The following is a 16,591-nucleotide window of genomic DNA, read 5'->3' as shown; positions in this document are numbered from 1 at the left end:
GTGGCCCGATCAACCTTTCACCGGGATCATTTCTTGTGAACGTGCAAGTCTGATTATTTTTATATAAATTATTGATATATAATAATATTATTAGAATAAGCGCGTCGCGCCGGTGGCGCTCAGAAATGGTGACTTCCTCATGTATATTCAACATGACTGCAGGCTATTTTAGCAAGTGAAATTGCATTTCATCACAATAGTGTTATATGAGATATACGATCATTGGTTGGGAATTGCCCGTTGGGCGTCGTTGGCCGCGTGCTTGTGATGGCAGTGTCCGGTCACGAGCCCCGCGTTATTCGTCGCGGTGCGAGGTCCTGGAAATCGAAGCTGAAATCGGCGATCGGCGAGATCGCCCGAAGTCTGAGCTGCATCGGCACGCCATTCTCGATCAGGAAGGTCACCACCGCATCTTCGCCGCTCCCCTGGCCGAAGCGGGTGCGGAACGTATCCGGGCCGAATGGTTCGAGGGCGCATTTGAACACGGGCGTGTGGGTGAAATCAATCATCAGCCGGCCGCGCTGCGCGCTGACCACGATATCGCCATACCAGGGATCACGATATCGGCCTGCATAATGATCGAGCGCGAGCGATGGACCGCCGGCTGGAATCGCGAAATCGCCGCCCGAAATCCGGGAGCGTACCTTGTCTTCCTCGGCCGTCATCTGGTGGCGGGTGACGGCGATCCAGTCAGTGCCGCCTGTGCCGAGCAGATAATCAAGCAGGGCGTTGCGCAGGCCGAGGCCCGGCAGGCGGTTTTCGATATTGGTGAACACCGCGAGGCCGACGCCCATTTCGGGGAGCATGGCGATATTGGTAATCTGTCCGCTCAACGCGCCACCGTGCGACAGCAGCCATTGCTTGCGATAATCCGCGACCTTCCAGCCCAGCGCATAAGCGCTGAGCACCGGCCGTGTCGGATCGTCGGGGGTAGGGCCTGTGCTGCTCGCGGTGATCACCTGCGGCGTCCACATCGTGTCGGCGCTGGCCTCGCTCCACAGCCGTCCGCCGTCCGCCAACCGGCCGCGCGCGAGCTGAACGGCCAGCCAAGGGACGATATCGGTCACGCTGGCATGGATGCCGCCCGCCGGACTCGCCGCCACCGACTCGTCGGGCTCCACCACTTCCTGTTCGCCGAAACCGCGTGTCGGCGGGCCGAGCCGGGCGTGGCGCGCGGCGATATTGGTGGTCTTCAGCAGCGCGCGACTGGCGACCGCGGTGCGCATCCCCAGCCGCACGAACAGCCGGGCGGTGACGAACGCCTCCCAGCTCATGCCCGAAATCCGCTCGATCAGGATACCGGCAACGACATAAAGGATATTGTCATAATCATAGCCGGTGCGAAAACCGCGTGCGGGCTTGAGGAAGCGCAGCGCGTGCAGCATGTCGGTGCGGTCATGATCGGTTTGCGGGAATTGGAGGAGATCGCCGGCGCCGAGCGGCAGGCCGCTGCGATGGCACAACAGGTCCCGCACCGTCATCATTCGCGTAACGACCGGATCATACATCGCAAAATCGGCCATATAGTCGACGACCGGATCATCCCAGCCAAGCTTGCCGACCTCGACCAGCATTGCAATTGAGGCGGTGACAAATGCCTTGCTGTTCGATGCGATCGCGAACAGCGTGTTCGTATCAACGGGATCGGGCGCGCCGAGCTTGCATACGCCATAGCCGCGCATAATCGGCGGCTGATCGCTGCGCACAATCGCCACCGCCGCGCCTGGTATCTCGAAGGCCGCGAGGAAGCTACGTATCAGGGCATCGAATATATCGTCGGGCAGCGGCGCCTTTGCCGCGAGGTTTGTGGCGGCTGCTGGCATGGTCGCTGCGAACAGTCCCGCCAAACCCGCAGACAGCGCCATACGGCGGCTGATCGCCATGTCGAGCGTCATCGGTTCGTTCCCCCTGCGTCACGAGGTTGACGGGTGACGGACGCACGTGCAATCGAATTCGCGATTGGTTAGGCCGGCATTTTACGCCCGTCCGAGCTTCTGCGCCATCAACCGTTCGATCTGACGCCGCGACACCTTGTTGCTGAGCAGCATTGGCACCTCTGCGCGTGTGATCGCCACATAAGCGCGCGGCACCTTGTAGCTCGACAAACGCTGACGCAGCTTGCCTTCTATGTCGGCGAAGTCGAGTTCAGCGCCTTCACGAGGGACTACCGCTGCCACTACCAATTGTCCTCTTTGCGTATCCGGCAGGCCCACCACATAGGCCGAGTGGATGCCGTCCAGCTGTTGCATTTCCTGTTCGACCTCGGCCGGCGATACGTTCGCGCTGGCCGTCTTGATCATGTCGCCATCGCGGCCGGTAAAGAGGATGCGGCTGCCCTGAACGAGGCCGAGATCGCCGGTGTGATAGAAGCCGTCCGGCGTGAAATACAGATCGCGTTCGACCTTGTGGAGTCCGGGCGTCAGCGCATAGCCGCGTATCTGGATCTCGCCGATCTCGCCTTCGGCAACCGGCCGCCCCGCTGTGTCGGCTACCCGCACCTCATAGCGATCGGCGATATGGTCCAACGGTGCGCACAGCGGATATCCGGGCACGCGCCGTTCATCGGCGTAGGAATAAGGGCCGATCGTCTCGGTCATGCCGAGCCCCCATATGGTCGCCATCTTCGGGACAGCTTTCAGATCTTCATCGGCCAGCACGCTGCCCAACGCATGGCTGCTGCTGGTGGACGTTCCTTCGGTGCATATCGTCGTCGCGCCGACTTCCCAATGCGGCATCAGGAACATCATCAGTCCGCCGATCCAGAACATCGGCAGCGGTGCGCCGAGTTCCGTGCCGCGCTCGGGCACGATCATCGACCGGATATAATGGGTGCGGAACAGAATCGGGCCGTGATTGTGCCGAACGCCCTTGGGCAATGCCATCGATCCCGACGTATAGATCTCGATCATCTGGTCGGTCGTGTGCACTTCGGATTCGATTTCGCGCAGCATGTCTTCGCTCACCGATGGCGCGGCATCGGTCAGGAACCGCATGTCGTGAAAGGTCGGCGGCAGGTCGTCGCCCGCGGAGATGATCCAGCGAAGATAGGGCGTCTGGGCGATCCGCAGTTCCGGGCTGGCGCCCTTGCGCAGATCGGGGAGTGCTTCGCAGAGGCGATCGACATAGTCATGGCCCAGCAATCTGCGCTGCACGATCAGGCCGCACACGTCGGACTGCCGCAGCATGCGCACCAACTCGTTGGATTTGATCAGCGTGCTGAACGGGATGGCGATTGCGCCGATGCGCGCGATTGCGGCGAGCATCAAAGCGAATGAGGGGCCGTTCCCCTGAATGAAGCCGATCCTTGAGCCCTTGCCCGCGCCGCGCGCGATCAGGCCGCGGGCCAGTTCGGCCGATCGATCGTCAAGCTCGCGGAACGTCAGTGCATCGTCCGGGATCGTATCGCCCTTCAGCCTGATGGCGATATCGTCGCCATAAGCCGCGGCGGTGGCGCGGATGAATTGCGGAAAAGTGGTCGCCAGCTTCGGATCGCCCAATATGTCGTCTTCCCTGCTCACCGAACCATCACTCCCCGCTTCCGCGATCTGGAGAATGCGCTACCATCCATTGTCAGCCCGGCGCCAGCGCGGTTGCGACATATCATCATGGCGCCTGCTCATGCGGAATTGGCCGGGCCATCATCATGCTTACATCCGGCTGCCCCGCCAGATCACCCGCCCGACGATCTCGAACGAACCTTCGCCGACCATTATTTCCTTGTGCACGGGGTTGGTGGAGCAGGGGCTCAGTCGTGCCGGTTCCTCCAGATATTGCTTGAACGTCGTTTCGCCGTCGCCGTTGCGGACGATATAAAAGCGCTTGGGGTAAAGCGCGCGATCGTCGGGATCGACGATGATCGTGCCACCATCTTCGATGATCCGATCCATCGAATCCCCATCCACCCGCACCGCAAACGCATTGCGCGGTGTGCCGGGATCGAACAGCGGCATCCGCTCGCCGGCCAGCGCGATCGCTTCCTTCCAGCGGCCGGCAGAAACCATGCCCAGCACCGGGATGGTACGCGCGGGCGTATCGCCATCGGCCGGCGGGTTGAGCCGCAGCACTTCGCGGATGCGATCGACCTCGTCGGCCTTGAATGCGCGAATGCCCTTCAGCGACTTGGAAACCTTGTCCGGGCTGATGCCGATCCATTCGGCAAGATCCTTGCTCTTCAGACCGATGCTATCCATCCGCGCCCTGATGATGTCGATGTCCATGGTCCTGCCGTGTTGAAGCTTCGATAAAATGCCAATATCGCATTTTTCCGCTTGCGTCAAAAATGCGATTATCGCATCTTTATGGTCATGCTTCGTGATGCGGATTCGCCTCCGCCGATCGTAGCCATTCCGCCGACATTGTCCCGTTCATATTGACAAGAAAACAGTCATATAAACAAATATATAAGGTGAAAATTGGTGACAGATACCTTTGATGAGTCGTTGCGCATTGGGGCTGTGTCGTGGCTTCTGGCCAAGTACCGGTCATGGCATATGCGCCTATCCGATACAGGCAATGCGAAATTCGCAAAATATGTACACTGCCGTCGCACGGGCAGGATGCGACGTGCGGCGAAGGGAGGCCGCTGATGGCGGTAAGGTCTTCGCTGTCGTCGGTGGCGCCGCTCGCCCGTGATGCCGATCCGGCAAAAGCCCGCGCGGCGGCGCGCGAGGCATGGCTTCGGCACGGGCTGATCCTGATCAACCCGGACTGGCTGACGAGTTGGGCCGACCGCAAACAGGCCGAAATCCTTGCCGAATTGCTGCACGGGCGGCGCCGGACCTGATCGCATATATTGAACGGGAGACGATATGGACATGATGCAACAATTCGATCGTTGTGCCGATGCGGTCGAACGGCTCGCGCGGCTGGCCGAGCGGGCGGAACGCGAGGCGGATCGGGTCGCACAGCTGATCGCCGCCGATCGGGTGGCCCGGCCGGCGCGCAAGAGCAAGGCCGGACGCAAGGCGCGGGCGGCGCCGCGTGTCGAGATCGTAGCGCCCACGCCGGAGGCGGCCGCGCAGGCACCCTATGTGCTGCAACCCGTGCATACTGAACAGGGGCAATTGCTGGGCCGGGCGTGGCGCCGGCAGCCATGGTTCGAAAGCCTCGCCAAACGCGAGGCCGGAGAGGCCGAGCGCGCCGGGCGGGTGCCGCTGATCGGCGGTGACGAACTGGCCGCGCTGCGCTTCTATCGCAACGCCTTCGAGATGGCCGAACGATCAGCGATGAAGAGTTCGCTCGACATATTGCCGGGCGGCGCCGGGCCCGGGCAGGCACGCGATCTGCCGCCAGCGGTGCTGACAGCGCGCGCCGACGTCGCCTTGTGTGAAAGCCTGATGGGCGAATGGCGGCCGACGATGCGCGCGGTGGCGATTGAGGATCGCACCTATGCGGCCGTCGCCATGGCGCGGTTCGGATCGCGCAATCAGGACTGGTACGATGGGGCGAGGGGGGCGTTCGTCGCAAAACCGGTTCCGCGATCGAACCGCCATCCGCAGATCATTCGCGCCGAATTCCTGGCCGGATTACAGGCGCTGGCCGAGGCGGTGCGCGGGCGAGTGCGGACAGGGTAGAGCCCTTCCGCTTCAGGCCTCTCCAGGGGAGGGGAAGGTGTGTGAGCGCCATCACATGCTGAACTGTTGGTTTTCGCTAACAGTCGGTGCGTAACAAGCATAGCGGTGAAGAAGATCGAAGATGGGCAGCAAGATAAGAACCCTGGACGAGATTGCCCGTCATCTGGCCGCTGACCGGGGCGTGAGCTGGGAATCGCTGAACGACCACCCCGGCTACGCCAAGAATATATGGCGCGGCGAAGCGCAGTTGATGATTTGCGCGGTGAAGCCCGACGTCATCATCATTCCTGGCAAGACCCGCTGGGACGGAAGTATGTCCGACACGCTCGTGCTCGGCTACGAGCCGTAATCCACTATTTCGGACGGCGACGGCAATCTCCGCAGGCCGATCATCTTCGCTTGTAATATTGCTCGCGCGTGTTGCTCCAGATGATCTGGCACACGCCCACCACTGCCAGCATCGCGCCATAGACGGCCCAATGCTTGTCGCCGACCATGAAGCCGACGCGAAAGGCGAGGTTGAAGCCCTGGAGGATCCAGATGCCGCCCATACACACCATGCCCACGCCGAGCAGGCTGCTCACCCCCCGCATGATCCCGTTGAAGATTTCGCCCATGGCTTTGCCTTTCCTCTCTTCGTGATGTCATGCGGTGGCATGCTGAAACGCCATCGCTGCCCCGTTCATACAATAGCGCAATCCCGTCGGTTGTGGCCCATCGGTGAATACATGACCGAGATGACCACCGCATCGCGCGCAGCGGACCTCGGTGCGCGACATGCCGATCGAACTGTCGTCACGCTTTATGATGGCCTGCGGAAGCACGTCCCAGAAGCTGGGCCAGCCAGTATGGCTGTCATATTTGGTGCGCGCGTCGAACAAGTGCTGGTCGCAGCCGAGGCAGGCGAAAAGGCCAGGGCGATGCTCGCCCAGCAACGGGCTTGAGAAGGGCGCTTCGGTGCCCGCCTGCCGCAGGATCTTGTAGCCGGAGGGAGGCAGCAATGCGCGCCATTCGGCGTCGCTATGCTGGACTGGGAATGTCTCGCCGGACACTTCAGGCAATTTTGCCGTAAAGGCGACCCGCGCGGCAATGGCGACCGCCACCGCGCCGACGCTCGCCATGCCGATGAACTCCCGCCGAGTCATTGTGATGTCCTTTGCGAAATCGTCATCGGTAGCCACCCCGCGGCCCGGCAGATGACGCTAGGCCTGGGGACAAGAGCCTGTCCAGCATCTTTGGCATTCGATCCGATGCGCTGTGATAACACGCTAAGGCGGCTCTGGCGCACCGCGAAATGACGCGCTAGCCTGTGGCCATGCGCGGTCGCTTCGGGCGCCGCACCACCATCTGATCGAAGGTAACCTCCCGATATGAATCTCAACCGTCGCTCCTTCCTGCTGTCTGCTGCGGCTGCCACCGGCCTGGCCGCGATCGGCCGGCCGGCTTTTGCCGCGATCGAACCCAAATTCGCAAAACTGCTCGACGATATAGCGATGCAGAACCTCAAGGATTCGCCCGAGGGCTTCAGCTATCTCGGTCTTGATACCGGCGCCAACGCTTGGGCGCGTGCGCAGCTCGGCGATCGATCGGCGGCGGCACGGGCGAAGACGATTGCGGACATACCGCGCTTCCAGAACATGCTCGCCAGCATCGATCGCGCTTCGCTCGCGGGCCATGACAAGCTGATCTATGATAGCGTTGCCTATGAACTGGCCAGTGGCGCTGCAGGCTCGCGCTTTGCCTATGGCGGAATCGGCACCTTTGGCGGCGGCAACCCTTATGTCATCAGCCAGCAGGACGGCGCCTATCAGGGCATTCCCGAATTCCTGGACTCGGTCCACCGCGTCGAGAACAAGGCGGACGCCGAGGCCTATCTGTCGCGCCTTGCCGCGCTCGCGACCGCACTCGATCAGGAGACCGAGCAGGCGAAGCATGATGCCGGGCTCGGCGTGATCGCGCCCGATTTCGTGCTCGATACCACGCTGGAGGGGCTGCGCGGCCTGCGGGCGACACCGGCGAAGCAGGCGCGGATGGTGACGTCGCTCGTCAGGCGCACCGACACGAAGATCCCAGGCGACTGGGCGCCGCGCGCGACGAAAATCGTCGAGACGATGGTCTATCCGGCGCTCGATCGGCAGATTGTGGCGATGGCGGCACTGCGGGCTAAGGCCACCCATGATGCGGGTGCGTGGAAGCTGCCCGACGGCGATGCTTATTATCGCTGGCTGCTGCAATATTCGACGAGCACCGATCTTTCGCCGGAGGCTGTCCATCAGATGGGGCTCGATCAGGGCCGCGATCTCGATGCGCGGATGGATGCCGTGCTCAAATCGCAAGGAATGACGCAGGGCACGGTCGGCGAGCGGATGTCGGCGCTCAGCCGCGATCCGAAGCAATTGTTCGCCAACACCGATGCAGGCAAGATCGAGGCGGTCGCTTATGTGAAGACCAAGATGAACGAACTGCGTGCGATGCTGCCGCTTGTGTCGCGGATGAAGATGAAGGCCGACGTGACCGTCAAGCGCGTGCCGGTCGATATCGAGGCGGGCGCTGCGCTCGGCTATATGAACTTTGCGTCGCTCGATGGTTCGCGCCCAGCGATCTATTATATCAACCTGAAGGATACGGGTAACTGGCCGAAGTTCACGATCCCGTCGCTTTCGGCGCATGAGGGACTGCCCGGCCATACCTGGCAGGGCGCCTATGTTGCCGAGCATCGCGACGACGTACCGTTGATTGCCTCGCTGATGGGCTTTAACGCCTATACCGAGGGCTGGGCGCTCTATTCGGAGCAACTCGTCGACGAACTGGGTTTCTACAAGGAGGATCCGTTCGGCCAGCTGGGCATGTATCAGGCGCTGCGCTTCCGCGCGTCGCGGCTCGTTACCGATACCGGCCTCCACGCCAAGAAATGGAGCCGTGAACAGGCGATCGATTATCTCACCAGCAGCACAGGCCGTGCGCGCGCGGCCTGCACCAGCGAAGTCGATCGCTATTGTGCGTCGCCAGGGCAGGCATGCGGCTACAAGGTCGGCCACACTCAGATCGTTACCCTGCGCGACAAGGCGAAGGCGGCGCTGGGCACGCGTTTCGACGTGCGCGACTTCAACGACGCGGTGATCCAGGCCGGCGCGGTGCCGCTTGCGGTGCTGGCGACCGCGATCGACGACTATGTGGCGAAAGCGAAAGTTGCGTGACCGGTTTGGGGGGAAGGCGGCTGTGGCCGCCTTTCCGCTTCCGTCTAATAGCGGCGATCATTGCGATCGTCGCCACACTGGCAATCGTACTGCTGGTGATGGGAAGGGCGCCAATCTGCACCTGCGGGACGGTCAGGCTTTGGGAAGGGGCGGTGAATTCGCCGGGCAACAGCCAGCATCTCACCGACTGGTACAGTTTCAGCCATATCGTCCATGGCTTGATTTTCTACGGCGCGACCTGGTGGCTGCTGCGTGGGCGCTTGGCAACTGACATGCGGCTGCTCGTCGCGGTGCTGGTGGAATCGGCCTGGGAAATGCTGGAGAATTCGCCGCTCATCATCGAGCGCTATCGATCGGCTACGATCGCACTCGGCTATACGGGCGATTCCGTCATCAATTCGCTCAGCGATGTGACGATGATGGTACTGGGTTTTCTGTTCGCCGCACGAGCGCCGATCCGGATATCCGTACTGCTCGGCCTGGCACTGGAACTGCTGATGCTTTTTGCCATCCGCGACAATCTGACGCTGAATATCGTGATGCTGATATGGCCCGTCGATGCTATCCGGGCTTGGCAAGCGGGACTATCGTGATGGACAACATATCGAGATCCGACATCGGGATTTTGCCCGTGCGGGCCTGCTCTTGCGGTCGATGAAGGAGAGATTGCCGATGGAACCTGCCGGTCGCCGCGAACATGCCCGGCTCATCCGCCGATCGGATCATGGCACCGAGGATGTGGTGCAAGACGGCACGCTGGCCGATATGGCCAAGGTGTTGTTCGCTCTGCCGCCCGAATTGCGCAGCTTTCATTATGTCGAGACGATCGACGGGCAATATGAGGAACAGGATCTCATCGAGCGGTTGCGATCGGGCGAACTGGAGGGATGAAAGCGGCCGGAGACGATCGGGCAAGCATATGATGATCGATCTGTCCGGAGTGCACATCCATTATCAGGCGCAAGGGGCCGGGCACTGCGCGATATTGGTGCACGGTATGGGCGGAGATCTCCACGGATGGGATCGGCTTTGGCCGCTTCTGGATGCAGGACGACGCTGGCTTCGATATGATCTGCGCGATTTCGGGCGCTCGACGGCGCGTTCCGATGCGGCCTTCACCCATGTCGACGATCTTGCGGAACTGCTCGATGCGCTGGCGATCGATCGGTGCGATCTCGTTGGTGCGTCGATGGGCGGCGGCGTCGCGCTCCGATTTGCGCTCGATCATCCGGATCGGGTGGGGCGGCTGGTCCTGATCAGTCCGCAGATCGCCGGATGGGAATGGTCGGAGGGTTGGCAAGCGCGCTGGGAGCCCATGCTCGAAGCGGCGCGAGCAGGGCGGATGGAGGAGGCGAAGCGGCTCTGGTGGCTGCATCCGATGTTCGACACGATCCGCGAAAGGGATGCTGCCGATGACTTGCGACGGGAGATCGCGCGCTTCGCCGGCCGGCAATGGCTGCGCGACAATCATGCGCTGGTGATGCCCGATATCGAGCGCCTTCACACGTTAAGGCCGGCGACGCTGCTGCTTACCGGTGAAGCCGACATGGCGGAGTTTCAGCTGATGGCCGATATCATCGAATCGAGTTCATCTCAGGTGCGGCGCATCGTCATACCGGGGCGTGGCCACCTGCTTCATCTGGAGGCGCCAGAGCGGTGCGCAGAGGAGTTTGCCACTTTCCTGAACGCGGCTGCAGCGGTGTGAATCTGATGTCGGCGGTGAACGTCAGTTATGGCGCGCGTCGTCGATCTATCGCCCAACCAACCACAATGCCGGTCAAGATCAGCGCCATGCCGATCATGTGGTAGCCAGCGAGATTCTCGCCGAGCAGCGCTGTCGCCAGCAACGCGCCGAACAAGGGCATCAGGCTGATCGTCTGCCCTGCGGCGCCAGGGCCGATCCGGGCGACGGCGGCGTTGTAGAGGAAATAGGCAAATATCGAGGGGAAGATTGCGACGTAAGCGAATGCCGCGAATGTGGCTGGTTGCCACCGCATGGCGGCGATGGCCTGGGCTTCGCCGAGGGCGAAGGGCACCATAGCCAGCGCACTGATCGCGAATGTGACAAAGACGAAGGTTATCGGTTGAATGGCGGGGCGCAGGCGCAGGCAGGCGGTGTACAGAGCCCAACACACGCACCCGCACAGGATGAACATATCGCCAGTTCCGAAATGGAGCGCCAGGATCACCGCGATGTCACCGCGAAAGACGATCAGCCCGACGCCGATCGTCGACAAGGCAATGCCGATGATCTGGCCGACACGCGCGCGATCCCGAAACCCGATCGCACCGACCAGCAGCACCAGCGAGGGGATCAATGCCTGCAGCAGCAGTCCGTTGGTCGCCGTCGTGTAGCGCAGGCCCGAATAGAGCAGCCCGTTGAACGCCGCACCGCCAACGATTCCCAGGAACAGGCTCGATCGCCAGTGCCGCCTCACGACCGGCCACTCGGCGATCAGAGGCCGCAGCGCGAAGGGCGCAAGCAGGATAAGTGCACCCGTCCAGCGGACCAGCGCCAAGGTGATCGGAGGAATGTCGTCGCGAACCGCGCGACCGACGATCGAGTTACCGGCCCAGAAGAGCATGGTGAAGCCAAGCATGACATAAGCGCGCAGCTGCGGGGATTTCGTGAGCATGGTCCTCCTTAGGGGAGAGGTTTGCCGATGGACAGAAGGTGGAAGGTCGTCGGGTGCGGGCGCTGGCTATGGGCGCGATCGTCGGTCGGAGGCGGCTCCGGTGTGCGTGATGCCGCCGGTGGCTGCCACTCGCCTGTGCGGGTTCACCTATGGTAGGTTTGGCAGCATAAACAATTGGAGCGGTGCGATCATGGCTACGGTTATCCTATTCTGGCTTCTCGTCCTGCTCGCCGTGACATTCGTCTGGCGCGCGGTCGTCGTCGTGCGGCAGGGCTATGAATATACGATAGAGCGCTTCGGCCGCTACACCGCCACGGCGCGCCCGGGCTTCACGTTGATCATGCCATTCGTCGATCGGGTCGGCCGGAAGATCAACATGATGGAGCAGGTGCTCGATATTCCTGGGCAGGAGATCATCACCAAGGATAATGCGATGGTCGCGGTCGACGGTGTCGTCTTCTTCCAGGTGCTCGATCCGGTGAAGGCGGCTTATGAGGTGTTCGACCTCTATCGCGCGCTGCTGCAGCTCACGACCACCAATTTGCGCACGGTGATGGGATCGATGGATCTCGACGAGACCTTGTCCAAGCGCGACGAGATCAATGCGCGGCTGCTGAGCGTGGTCGATCATGCGACCGGCGCCTGGGGTGTGAAACTCACCCGCGTCGAACTGAAGGATATCAGGCCGCCACAGGATATCGTCACCGCGATGGGCAGGCAGATGAAGGCCGAGCGCGAGAAACGTGCGCTGATCCTCGAATCCGAAGGACAGCGCGCCTCCGAAATCCTCAAAGCCGAAGGGCAGAAGGCCAGCCAGATCCTACAGGCCGAAGGCCGCCGCGAAAGCGCCTATCGCGACGCGGAGGCGCGCGAACGCGCGGCGCAGGCCGAGGCAACCGCGACCAAGCTCGTCTCCGATGCCATCGCCAGCGGCGAGGCGCTGGCCATCAACTATTTCATCGCGCAGAAATATGTCGAGGCGGTCGGCAAGTTCGCGACCTCGCCCAATGCCAAGACGATCCTGTTCCCGATCGAAGCCACGCAGCTCATCGGTACGCTGGGCGGGATCGGCGCACTTGCCAAGGCGGCGCTGGGCGAAGATGCGCCGGCACCGCCGGCGCGCGGGCGGGCTGCCAGCGGATCGGGCGTGCCGATCCCGCCCGTCGAACGGCCATGAGCACCTTCCTTGCCATGATAGACGGGCGGCTGGTGTGGTGGATCGCCGCTGCCGCCTTGGCGGTGGCGGAGATCGCGATACCGGGGGTCTTTCTGATCTGGCTGGCATTGGCCGCCGCGATTACCGGCGCGATCATGCTGCTGTTGGATCCGCCGACACTGGCGGGATTTGCGATCTTCGTGATTGCCGCGATTGCATCGGTCTATGTCGGTCGCAACGTCTATCGTCGCAATGCCGCCGAGCCCGATCCTCTGCTCAATGATCGCGCGGCCCGTATGGTTGGTGCCCGCGTGACGATTTGCGAGTCGATCGTCGCCGGTCGTGGTCGCGCCGCGGCGGGCGACGGTTCATGGCTCGCGCAGGGGCCGGATATGGCCGCGGGGGCGGTCGCGACGGTCGTCGCGGTCGAGGGGAATGTGCTGACGGTGGAGCCGGTAAGCCGTTAGGGAATTATCCCTTGGCGGAAAGCGCTACATGTCGATGGCGTAACAAACCTGAAATCCTAAAGCTATAGAAGGAGGCAACACGATCTTGCCCGGCCGAGCCCGGGTGGCGGACGTTGCGATCGGCCTGTCGCGCGTGGCGGGGTGTGGCCCCACTGGCCGCCGGATTGCCCCCGGCGCCCCGCCAGGCTCAGGCGCTGGTATTGACGAGCGCCGAGGTGAGGCCGCTCGTCTGCGTGCCGTTGCTGTTATAGGCGCTCGTCGAGGAGAGAGTGGTCTCCAATTTCTGCAGGAAGTCGATCAGCTTCGACAAAGGATTACTGCCGCTGCCAGAGGTCGACGCGGTCTGCGCCGAACCGGTGTTGCCATCGCCGTCGCAATCGCCCCCACCGCTCTTCGCGGACGATTCGCTGTCGGCGCCTTGGGCTTGATGGTGGTGGCCCATCGCCCGCGATGCATCGGCGAACACCTGTTTCAGTTCGCTTGCCTGATCAGCGCTGAGCTTACCGTCCTTGACTTCCTGATCGATCAGACTGTCGACCTTGTCCTTCATCGAAGTTGGCGCTGTCGATTGCGCGGGCGGCCCCGATGCCTTCAACGCCGAGCCGATATCATCGATCGCGCTCGACAGCGCGGTCTGGTCGGCTTGCTTGACGGTGCCAGCCGTTACCGCCGATTGTAATTGGGTGAGCAGCCGATCTCTCGGCGAATGGGACGCATAGGATGCGCCGGTCGAAATGGAGGTCATCTTTCTGTCTCCAGGGCGGAATGGCCCGCGTGTGGAGCTAGAGGAATATGGTTAGCGAGAGGTTTACCATGTTTGTCTCAACCTGAGTGATGCTGCTGCAGACCGGCACCGTGGCGGTTTACGGCCTGATAACGATTAATGGTTAATCGGGCGCGATGACCGATGATCACTACAAGTGCTGTGCAAAACCGTTGCTGGTCGGGCAAATTCTCGGTGCGATGATCGTCTTGGTGGGCCTCGGTCTTTTGGCGCCTCAGGGCAACATGCTCTTGATGCCCCTTAATTCCGGTGGTCGGGTGGCCGCGCTGGCGACCATGAGCGGAGCGCGTATTGTCTCTTCGGCATCGGTTCGAGGGTCGCTGTTAAGTGTCGTCCAGCGCGATCAGATGTTTCTCCCAACGTTGAAGGCGGGAATATTGTTCATGGTGGCGCCGGTCGCAGAATGCGGCGAACGGCAGGTGGCGCGGTCATGATGCGCGAGCTTGACGATCTGCGCCTCCGTGGCGCGCGGATCCTTACGGTGGCAGGGTGGATCGGTGCGGCCGCGATTGTGGCAATCGGCTATCTGCGTGGAGTCGACGGGGCGTGGGGTGCCTTCACCGTTGCCGTTCTCGCCAATATCGTGCCGACGATGGTCGTGCTCCGCAATCGATCCGATAGCGGGGCGCGGATGGCAGTTGGGACGCTCGCGGCGATCATACCGGCGCTGCTTGTTTTCGTCCTGTCCGGCAGCCCCTGGCAGATGGACGCCCATTTGTATTTCCTCGTCACGCTCGCAGGGCTCACGATATTGTGCGACTGGCGACCGATCGCGATCGCCGCCGCCCTGACCTGCTTTCATCATTTGATCTTGGCTTATGTAGCTCCGGCATCGGTTTTCATAGACGGTGGCAATCTGGGCCGGGTTCTGTTGCATGCGTTAGCTGTGCTGATGGAGTTTGCGACCCTGGCTTTCGTGACCAGCCGGTTGAGTGCGCTCATGCTGGAGCAAGGTGCTGCGCGCGTGGACAGTGAGCAGCTTGCCGAGAAAGCCGAGGCTGAACGATGTCGGGCGGATGCCGAGCGGGAAAAAGCTGTTGAGGCGCTGCGGCTTGCACATGCGGCGCAGGCGGAGGCGACCCGCGAGCGTCATCGCCGCGAAGCGATCGAGAGCCAGGCATCGAGGAAACGTCGGGAGGATTTCCTGCAGATTGCGGCCGGTGTGAAGCGATCAGTTTCCGATGTTGCGGTCTCGTTGGAGCGGGCGTCGAGCGCGCTGCTCGGGTCGGCCGCGCGGCTCCACGGTATTGCCCAGGAGACCGCGACTCAGGCGGATGAGGCGGCGGCAGGTGCCGTCCAGGCTTCTCATGCTGCGCGCGGTGTGGCGGATTCGATCGGGTCACTGACCCGTTCGATTGCCGACGTTTCACTCAGTGCGGAGCAGCAGGGGGCTTTGACGCTGGCAGCCCGCACCAATACGGATGCTACGGACGCAGCTGTGCGGGCGCTCGATGAGCGCGCGCGGGACATCGGGAATTTTACCGACGACATCCGGCAGATATCTTCCCAGACCCGCCTGCTGGCGCTCAACGCTTCGATCGAGGCGGCGCGGGCGGGGGAGGGCGGTAGTGGCTTTGCGGTCGTCGCAAGCGAGATCAAAGCGCTGGCGGCACAGACGACGGGCACCACAGGCAAGATTGAGGCGCTGATCGCTTATGTTCAGCAGGGCGTGAATGTCGCGGTCGGGAACCTCGATCAGGCTACGGTTGCTGTTGGCGAAGTCGCAGATGCTGCCGGTGCGATCCGGGTCTCGGTTGATGCGCAGCGTGCGGCCGCCGTCGAAATTGGACATAATGCCACCCGGGCTGCGTCGGGCGCGGATTTGATCGAGCGTCGGATCGAAAGCGTCGCGATCGCCATCAATATGATTGGCGCCCTGTCATCGGATGTGCGTGAAGCCGCGGCGGGATTGTCCGAACTTGCCGGGCGGTTACGCCAGTCAACGGACAGCCTGGTGGATCACCTCCGCCAAGATACCGGTATGCAGGAGGTGGCGGCCGCCTGATTCCGGGTTCGGCGCGTGCGGCGATCGGGCCGCGACCACACCTCCATAGCATATCTGTGTCGCCTTGTCGCAGCTGCCGAAACCAGCGCCCCTCAGTCGCGTTGTGATCTTGCGGGCCTTCGGGGAAACCGCCTGCCTGCTTTCTCATTAAAGTCCCGCCAACCGTGCCGTTACTTGGGGCAGGTGTGCGGGAGCGACAATGTCCGTCTGTGCGATCAGAACTGACAACAGGCTGTCAAACCCGCACGAAGCGCGTGCGGCGACACACAGTGCAGAGCATGTTGCCAGCGATTTCGTGACGCTTCTGGATGCCATGTGTGGCGGAGAAAAGACCAGGCCATCGCTCGCAGCCGCACCCGCGGCGAAAGCGGAAGTATCGAGGACAACTTCGATTGCTGGTGGCGTGCGTCGGATAGTCATCACCTACGCCGATGGTACGTCGGAAACCCAGGTTAGCGCTGCAAGCAGCGAGCAAAGCCATTCGCCGGTGGCTGCGCCGGACAGCGGCAGCGCGTGGGTTCTCGTCATGAAGGGCGACAGCGATCTCGCGCCGGAAATCGGCACGCTCCATGCCGCGACAGCGCGTATCAGCTGGCGCATTCTGCCGAATGGGCGGGCAACGGCCGGAGCCACCGGCGGGGTGGAGCCGCGAAACGAGCGCCGCCGGGATGACCTAGTGCCGGCCGACCTCGATACGGCCAAGACCGGCATGGGCCGGCTCGTCGATATACTTCTCTGAAGGAAGCATACTGGCAAAGTGCTTGCAACCACTG

Annotated in this window: 19 protein-coding genes; 12 read left to right on the top strand and 7 right to left on the bottom strand. The window is 62.3% G+C overall.

The annotated features are described in order from the left end of the window. Window positions 1–281: 281 nt before the first annotated feature. The 3 genes from BLS13_RS05920 to BLS13_RS05910 all read right to left on the bottom strand — a co-directional run bounded on the left by BLS13_RS05920 (window position 282) and on the right by BLS13_RS05910 (window position 4,217). Window positions 282–1,895 (bottom strand): serine hydrolase, encoded by a 1,614-nt coding sequence (locus BLS13_RS05920; protein WP_093450549.1) that lies wholly within the window; start codon window positions 1,893–1,895, stop codon window positions 282–284. An 81-nt stretch (window positions 1,896–1,976) separates the two neighbouring features. Beyond that, window positions 1,977–3,518 carry a class I adenylate-forming enzyme family protein gene (locus tag BLS13_RS05915; protein WP_093450547.1) on the bottom strand — a complete coding sequence of 514 codons (1,542 nt, stop codon included), beginning with the start codon at window positions 3,516–3,518 and terminating at the stop codon, window positions 1,977–1,979. A 129-nt stretch (window positions 3,519–3,647) separates the two neighbouring features. Further along, window positions 3,648–4,217, bottom strand: coding sequence for a LexA family protein (locus tag BLS13_RS05910; protein WP_093450546.1), 570 nt, complete (start codon window positions 4,215–4,217; stop codon window positions 3,648–3,650). Between the two features lie 368 nt (window positions 4,218–4,585). On the opposite strand from BLS13_RS05910, the gene BLS13_RS05905 reads away from it, so the two are divergent. The 3 genes from BLS13_RS05905 (at window position 4,586) to BLS13_RS05895 (ending at window position 5,922) form a co-directional block, all read left to right on the top strand. Further along, window positions 4,586–4,783 (top strand): hypothetical protein, encoded by a 198-nt coding sequence (locus BLS13_RS05905; RefSeq protein WP_093450544.1) that lies wholly within the window; start codon window positions 4,586–4,588, stop codon window positions 4,781–4,783. 31 nt (window positions 4,784–4,814) lie between these two features. Then, window positions 4,815–5,573 (top strand): hypothetical protein, encoded by a 759-nt coding sequence (locus BLS13_RS05900; RefSeq protein WP_143011887.1) that lies wholly within the window; start codon window positions 4,815–4,817, stop codon window positions 5,571–5,573. Window positions 5,574–5,694: 121 nt separating this feature from the next. Continuing rightward, entirely contained in the window at window positions 5,695–5,922 is a 228-nt protein-coding gene (locus tag BLS13_RS05895; RefSeq protein ID WP_093450541.1) for a hypothetical protein, read from the top strand. A gap of 40 nt (window positions 5,923–5,962) precedes the next feature. Here the strand turns inward: BLS13_RS05895 and BLS13_RS05890 are convergent, their stop codons facing one another. Beyond that, a complete protein-coding gene (locus BLS13_RS05890; RefSeq protein WP_093450540.1) occupies window positions 5,963–6,190 on the bottom strand; it encodes a hypothetical protein in 228 nt (75 codons plus the stop codon). A gap of 27 nt (window positions 6,191–6,217) precedes the next feature. After that, window positions 6,218–6,718 (bottom strand): peptide-methionine (R)-S-oxide reductase MsrB, encoded by a 501-nt coding sequence (msrB, locus tag BLS13_RS05885; RefSeq protein ID WP_143011886.1) that lies wholly within the window; start codon window positions 6,716–6,718, stop codon window positions 6,218–6,220. Window positions 6,719–6,943: 225 nt separating this feature from the next. Between msrB and BLS13_RS05880 the strand changes: the two genes are divergently transcribed. The 4 genes from BLS13_RS05880 (at window position 6,944) to BLS13_RS05870 (ending at window position 10,475) form a co-directional block, all read left to right on the top strand. Then, window positions 6,944–8,770: a DUF885 domain-containing protein gene (locus BLS13_RS05880; protein WP_093450538.1), complete on the top strand. Its 1,827-nt coding sequence runs from the start codon at window positions 6,944–6,946 to the stop codon at window positions 8,768–8,770. Continuing rightward, window positions 8,767–9,363 (top strand): DUF2585 domain-containing protein, encoded by a 597-nt coding sequence (locus BLS13_RS05875; protein WP_256325723.1) that lies wholly within the window; start codon window positions 8,767–8,769, stop codon window positions 9,361–9,363. The genes BLS13_RS05880 and BLS13_RS05875 overlap by 4 nt, the downstream gene beginning before the upstream one ends. Window positions 9,364–9,442: 79 nt before the next feature. Beyond that, complete coding sequence (locus BLS13_RS20620; protein ID WP_176943450.1) at window positions 9,443–9,661, top strand: hypothetical protein; 219 nt, start codon at window positions 9,443–9,445, stop codon at window positions 9,659–9,661. Window positions 9,662–9,692: 31 nt separating this feature from the next. After that, entirely contained in the window at window positions 9,693–10,475 is a 783-nt protein-coding gene (locus BLS13_RS05870) for an alpha/beta fold hydrolase (protein ID WP_176943449.1), read from the top strand. A gap of 25 nt (window positions 10,476–10,500) precedes the next feature. On the opposite strand, the gene BLS13_RS05865 is transcribed toward BLS13_RS05870, so the two are convergent. Further along, window positions 10,501–11,406, bottom strand: coding sequence for a DMT family transporter (locus BLS13_RS05865; RefSeq protein ID WP_256325722.1), 906 nt, complete (start codon window positions 11,404–11,406; stop codon window positions 10,501–10,503). Window positions 11,407–11,596: 190 nt separating this feature from the next. Here BLS13_RS05865 and BLS13_RS05860 point away from each other — a divergent pair, with 190 nt between their 5' ends. Together BLS13_RS05860 and BLS13_RS05855 are read left to right on the top strand one after the other, a co-directional pair. Beyond that, a complete protein-coding gene (locus tag BLS13_RS05860; protein WP_093450686.1) occupies window positions 11,597–12,583 on the top strand; it encodes an SPFH domain-containing protein in 987 nt (328 codons plus the stop codon). Further along, window positions 12,580–13,029, top strand: a complete 450-nt coding sequence (locus BLS13_RS05855; RefSeq protein ID WP_256325721.1) for an NfeD family protein — start codon at window positions 12,580–12,582, stop codon at window positions 13,027–13,029. Before BLS13_RS05860 ends, BLS13_RS05855 begins: the two co-directional genes overlap by 4 nt. 187 nt (window positions 13,030–13,216) lie before the next feature. Here the strand turns inward: BLS13_RS05855 and BLS13_RS05850 are convergent, their stop codons facing one another. Continuing rightward, window positions 13,217–13,774 (bottom strand): hypothetical protein, encoded by a 558-nt coding sequence (locus BLS13_RS05850; RefSeq protein ID WP_093450535.1) that lies wholly within the window; start codon window positions 13,772–13,774, stop codon window positions 13,217–13,219. A 155-nt stretch (window positions 13,775–13,929) separates the two neighbouring features. On the opposite strand from BLS13_RS05850, the gene BLS13_RS05845 reads away from it, so the two are divergent. The 3 genes from BLS13_RS05845 to BLS13_RS05835 all read left to right on the top strand — a co-directional run bounded on the left by BLS13_RS05845 (window position 13,930) and on the right by BLS13_RS05835 (window position 16,557). Then, window positions 13,930–14,247: a hypothetical protein gene (locus BLS13_RS05845; RefSeq protein WP_093450534.1), complete on the top strand. Its 318-nt coding sequence runs from the start codon at window positions 13,930–13,932 to the stop codon at window positions 14,245–14,247. Continuing rightward, complete coding sequence (locus BLS13_RS05840; protein WP_176943448.1) at window positions 14,244–15,818, top strand: methyl-accepting chemotaxis protein; 1,575 nt, start codon at window positions 14,244–14,246, stop codon at window positions 15,816–15,818. The genes BLS13_RS05845 and BLS13_RS05840 overlap by 4 nt, the downstream gene beginning before the upstream one ends. Window positions 15,819–16,221: 403 nt before the next feature. Continuing rightward, complete coding sequence (locus BLS13_RS05835; RefSeq protein WP_093450531.1) at window positions 16,222–16,557, top strand: hypothetical protein; 336 nt, start codon at window positions 16,222–16,224, stop codon at window positions 16,555–16,557. Window positions 16,558–16,591: the final 34 nt, after the last annotated feature.

It is taken from the genome of Sphingomonas sp. YR710, from assembly GCF_900101455.1.
In the GTDB taxonomy this organism is placed as follows: domain Bacteria; phylum Pseudomonadota; class Alphaproteobacteria; order Sphingomonadales; family Sphingomonadaceae; genus Rhizorhabdus.
This window is presented reverse-complemented; position numbering and strand designations above follow the sequence as displayed.

What these genes read in the sequence shown, in the direction of transcription:
- BLS13_RS05920 (WP_093450549.1), bottom strand. Translation starts at nt 1,895, where the DNA reads ATGACGCTCGACATGGCGATCAGCCGCCGTATGGCGCTGTCTGCGGGT.
- BLS13_RS05910 (WP_093450546.1), bottom strand. Translation starts at nt 4,217, where the DNA reads ATGGACATCGACATCATCAGGGCGCGGATGGATAGCATCGGTCTGAAG.
- BLS13_RS05905 (WP_093450544.1), top strand. Translation starts at nt 4,586, where the DNA reads ATGGCGGTAAGGTCTTCGCTGTCGTCGGTGGCGCCGCTCGCCCGTGAT.
- BLS13_RS05900 (WP_143011887.1), top strand. Translation starts at nt 4,815, where the DNA reads ATGATGCAACAATTCGATCGTTGTGCCGATGCGGTCGAACGGCTCGCG.
- BLS13_RS05895 (WP_093450541.1), top strand. Translation starts at nt 5,695, where the DNA reads ATGGGCAGCAAGATAAGAACCCTGGACGAGATTGCCCGTCATCTGGCC.
- BLS13_RS05890 (WP_093450540.1), bottom strand. Translation starts at nt 6,190, where the DNA reads ATGGGCGAAATCTTCAACGGGATCATGCGGGGGGTGAGCAGCCTGCTC.
- msrB (WP_143011886.1), bottom strand. Translation starts at nt 6,718, where the DNA reads ATGACTCGGCGGGAGTTCATCGGCATGGCGAGCGTCGGCGCGGTGGCG.
- BLS13_RS05880 (WP_093450538.1), top strand. Translation starts at nt 6,944, where the DNA reads ATGAATCTCAACCGTCGCTCCTTCCTGCTGTCTGCTGCGGCTGCCACC.
- BLS13_RS20620 (WP_176943450.1), top strand. Translation starts at nt 9,443, where the DNA reads ATGGAACCTGCCGGTCGCCGCGAACATGCCCGGCTCATCCGCCGATCG.
- BLS13_RS05870 (WP_176943449.1), top strand. Translation starts at nt 9,693, where the DNA reads ATGATCGATCTGTCCGGAGTGCACATCCATTATCAGGCGCAAGGGGCC.
- BLS13_RS05865 (WP_256325722.1), bottom strand. Translation starts at nt 11,406, where the DNA reads ATGCTCACGAAATCCCCGCAGCTGCGCGCTTATGTCATGCTTGGCTTC.
- BLS13_RS05860 (WP_093450686.1), top strand. Translation starts at nt 11,597, where the DNA reads ATGGCTACGGTTATCCTATTCTGGCTTCTCGTCCTGCTCGCCGTGACA.
- BLS13_RS05855 (WP_256325721.1), top strand. Translation starts at nt 12,580, where the DNA reads ATGAGCACCTTCCTTGCCATGATAGACGGGCGGCTGGTGTGGTGGATC.
- BLS13_RS05850 (WP_093450535.1), bottom strand. Translation starts at nt 13,774, where the DNA reads ATGACCTCCATTTCGACCGGCGCATCCTATGCGTCCCATTCGCCGAGA.
- BLS13_RS05845 (WP_093450534.1), top strand. Translation starts at nt 13,930, where the DNA reads ATGACCGATGATCACTACAAGTGCTGTGCAAAACCGTTGCTGGTCGGG.
- BLS13_RS05840 (WP_176943448.1), top strand. Translation starts at nt 14,244, where the DNA reads ATGATGCGCGAGCTTGACGATCTGCGCCTCCGTGGCGCGCGGATCCTT.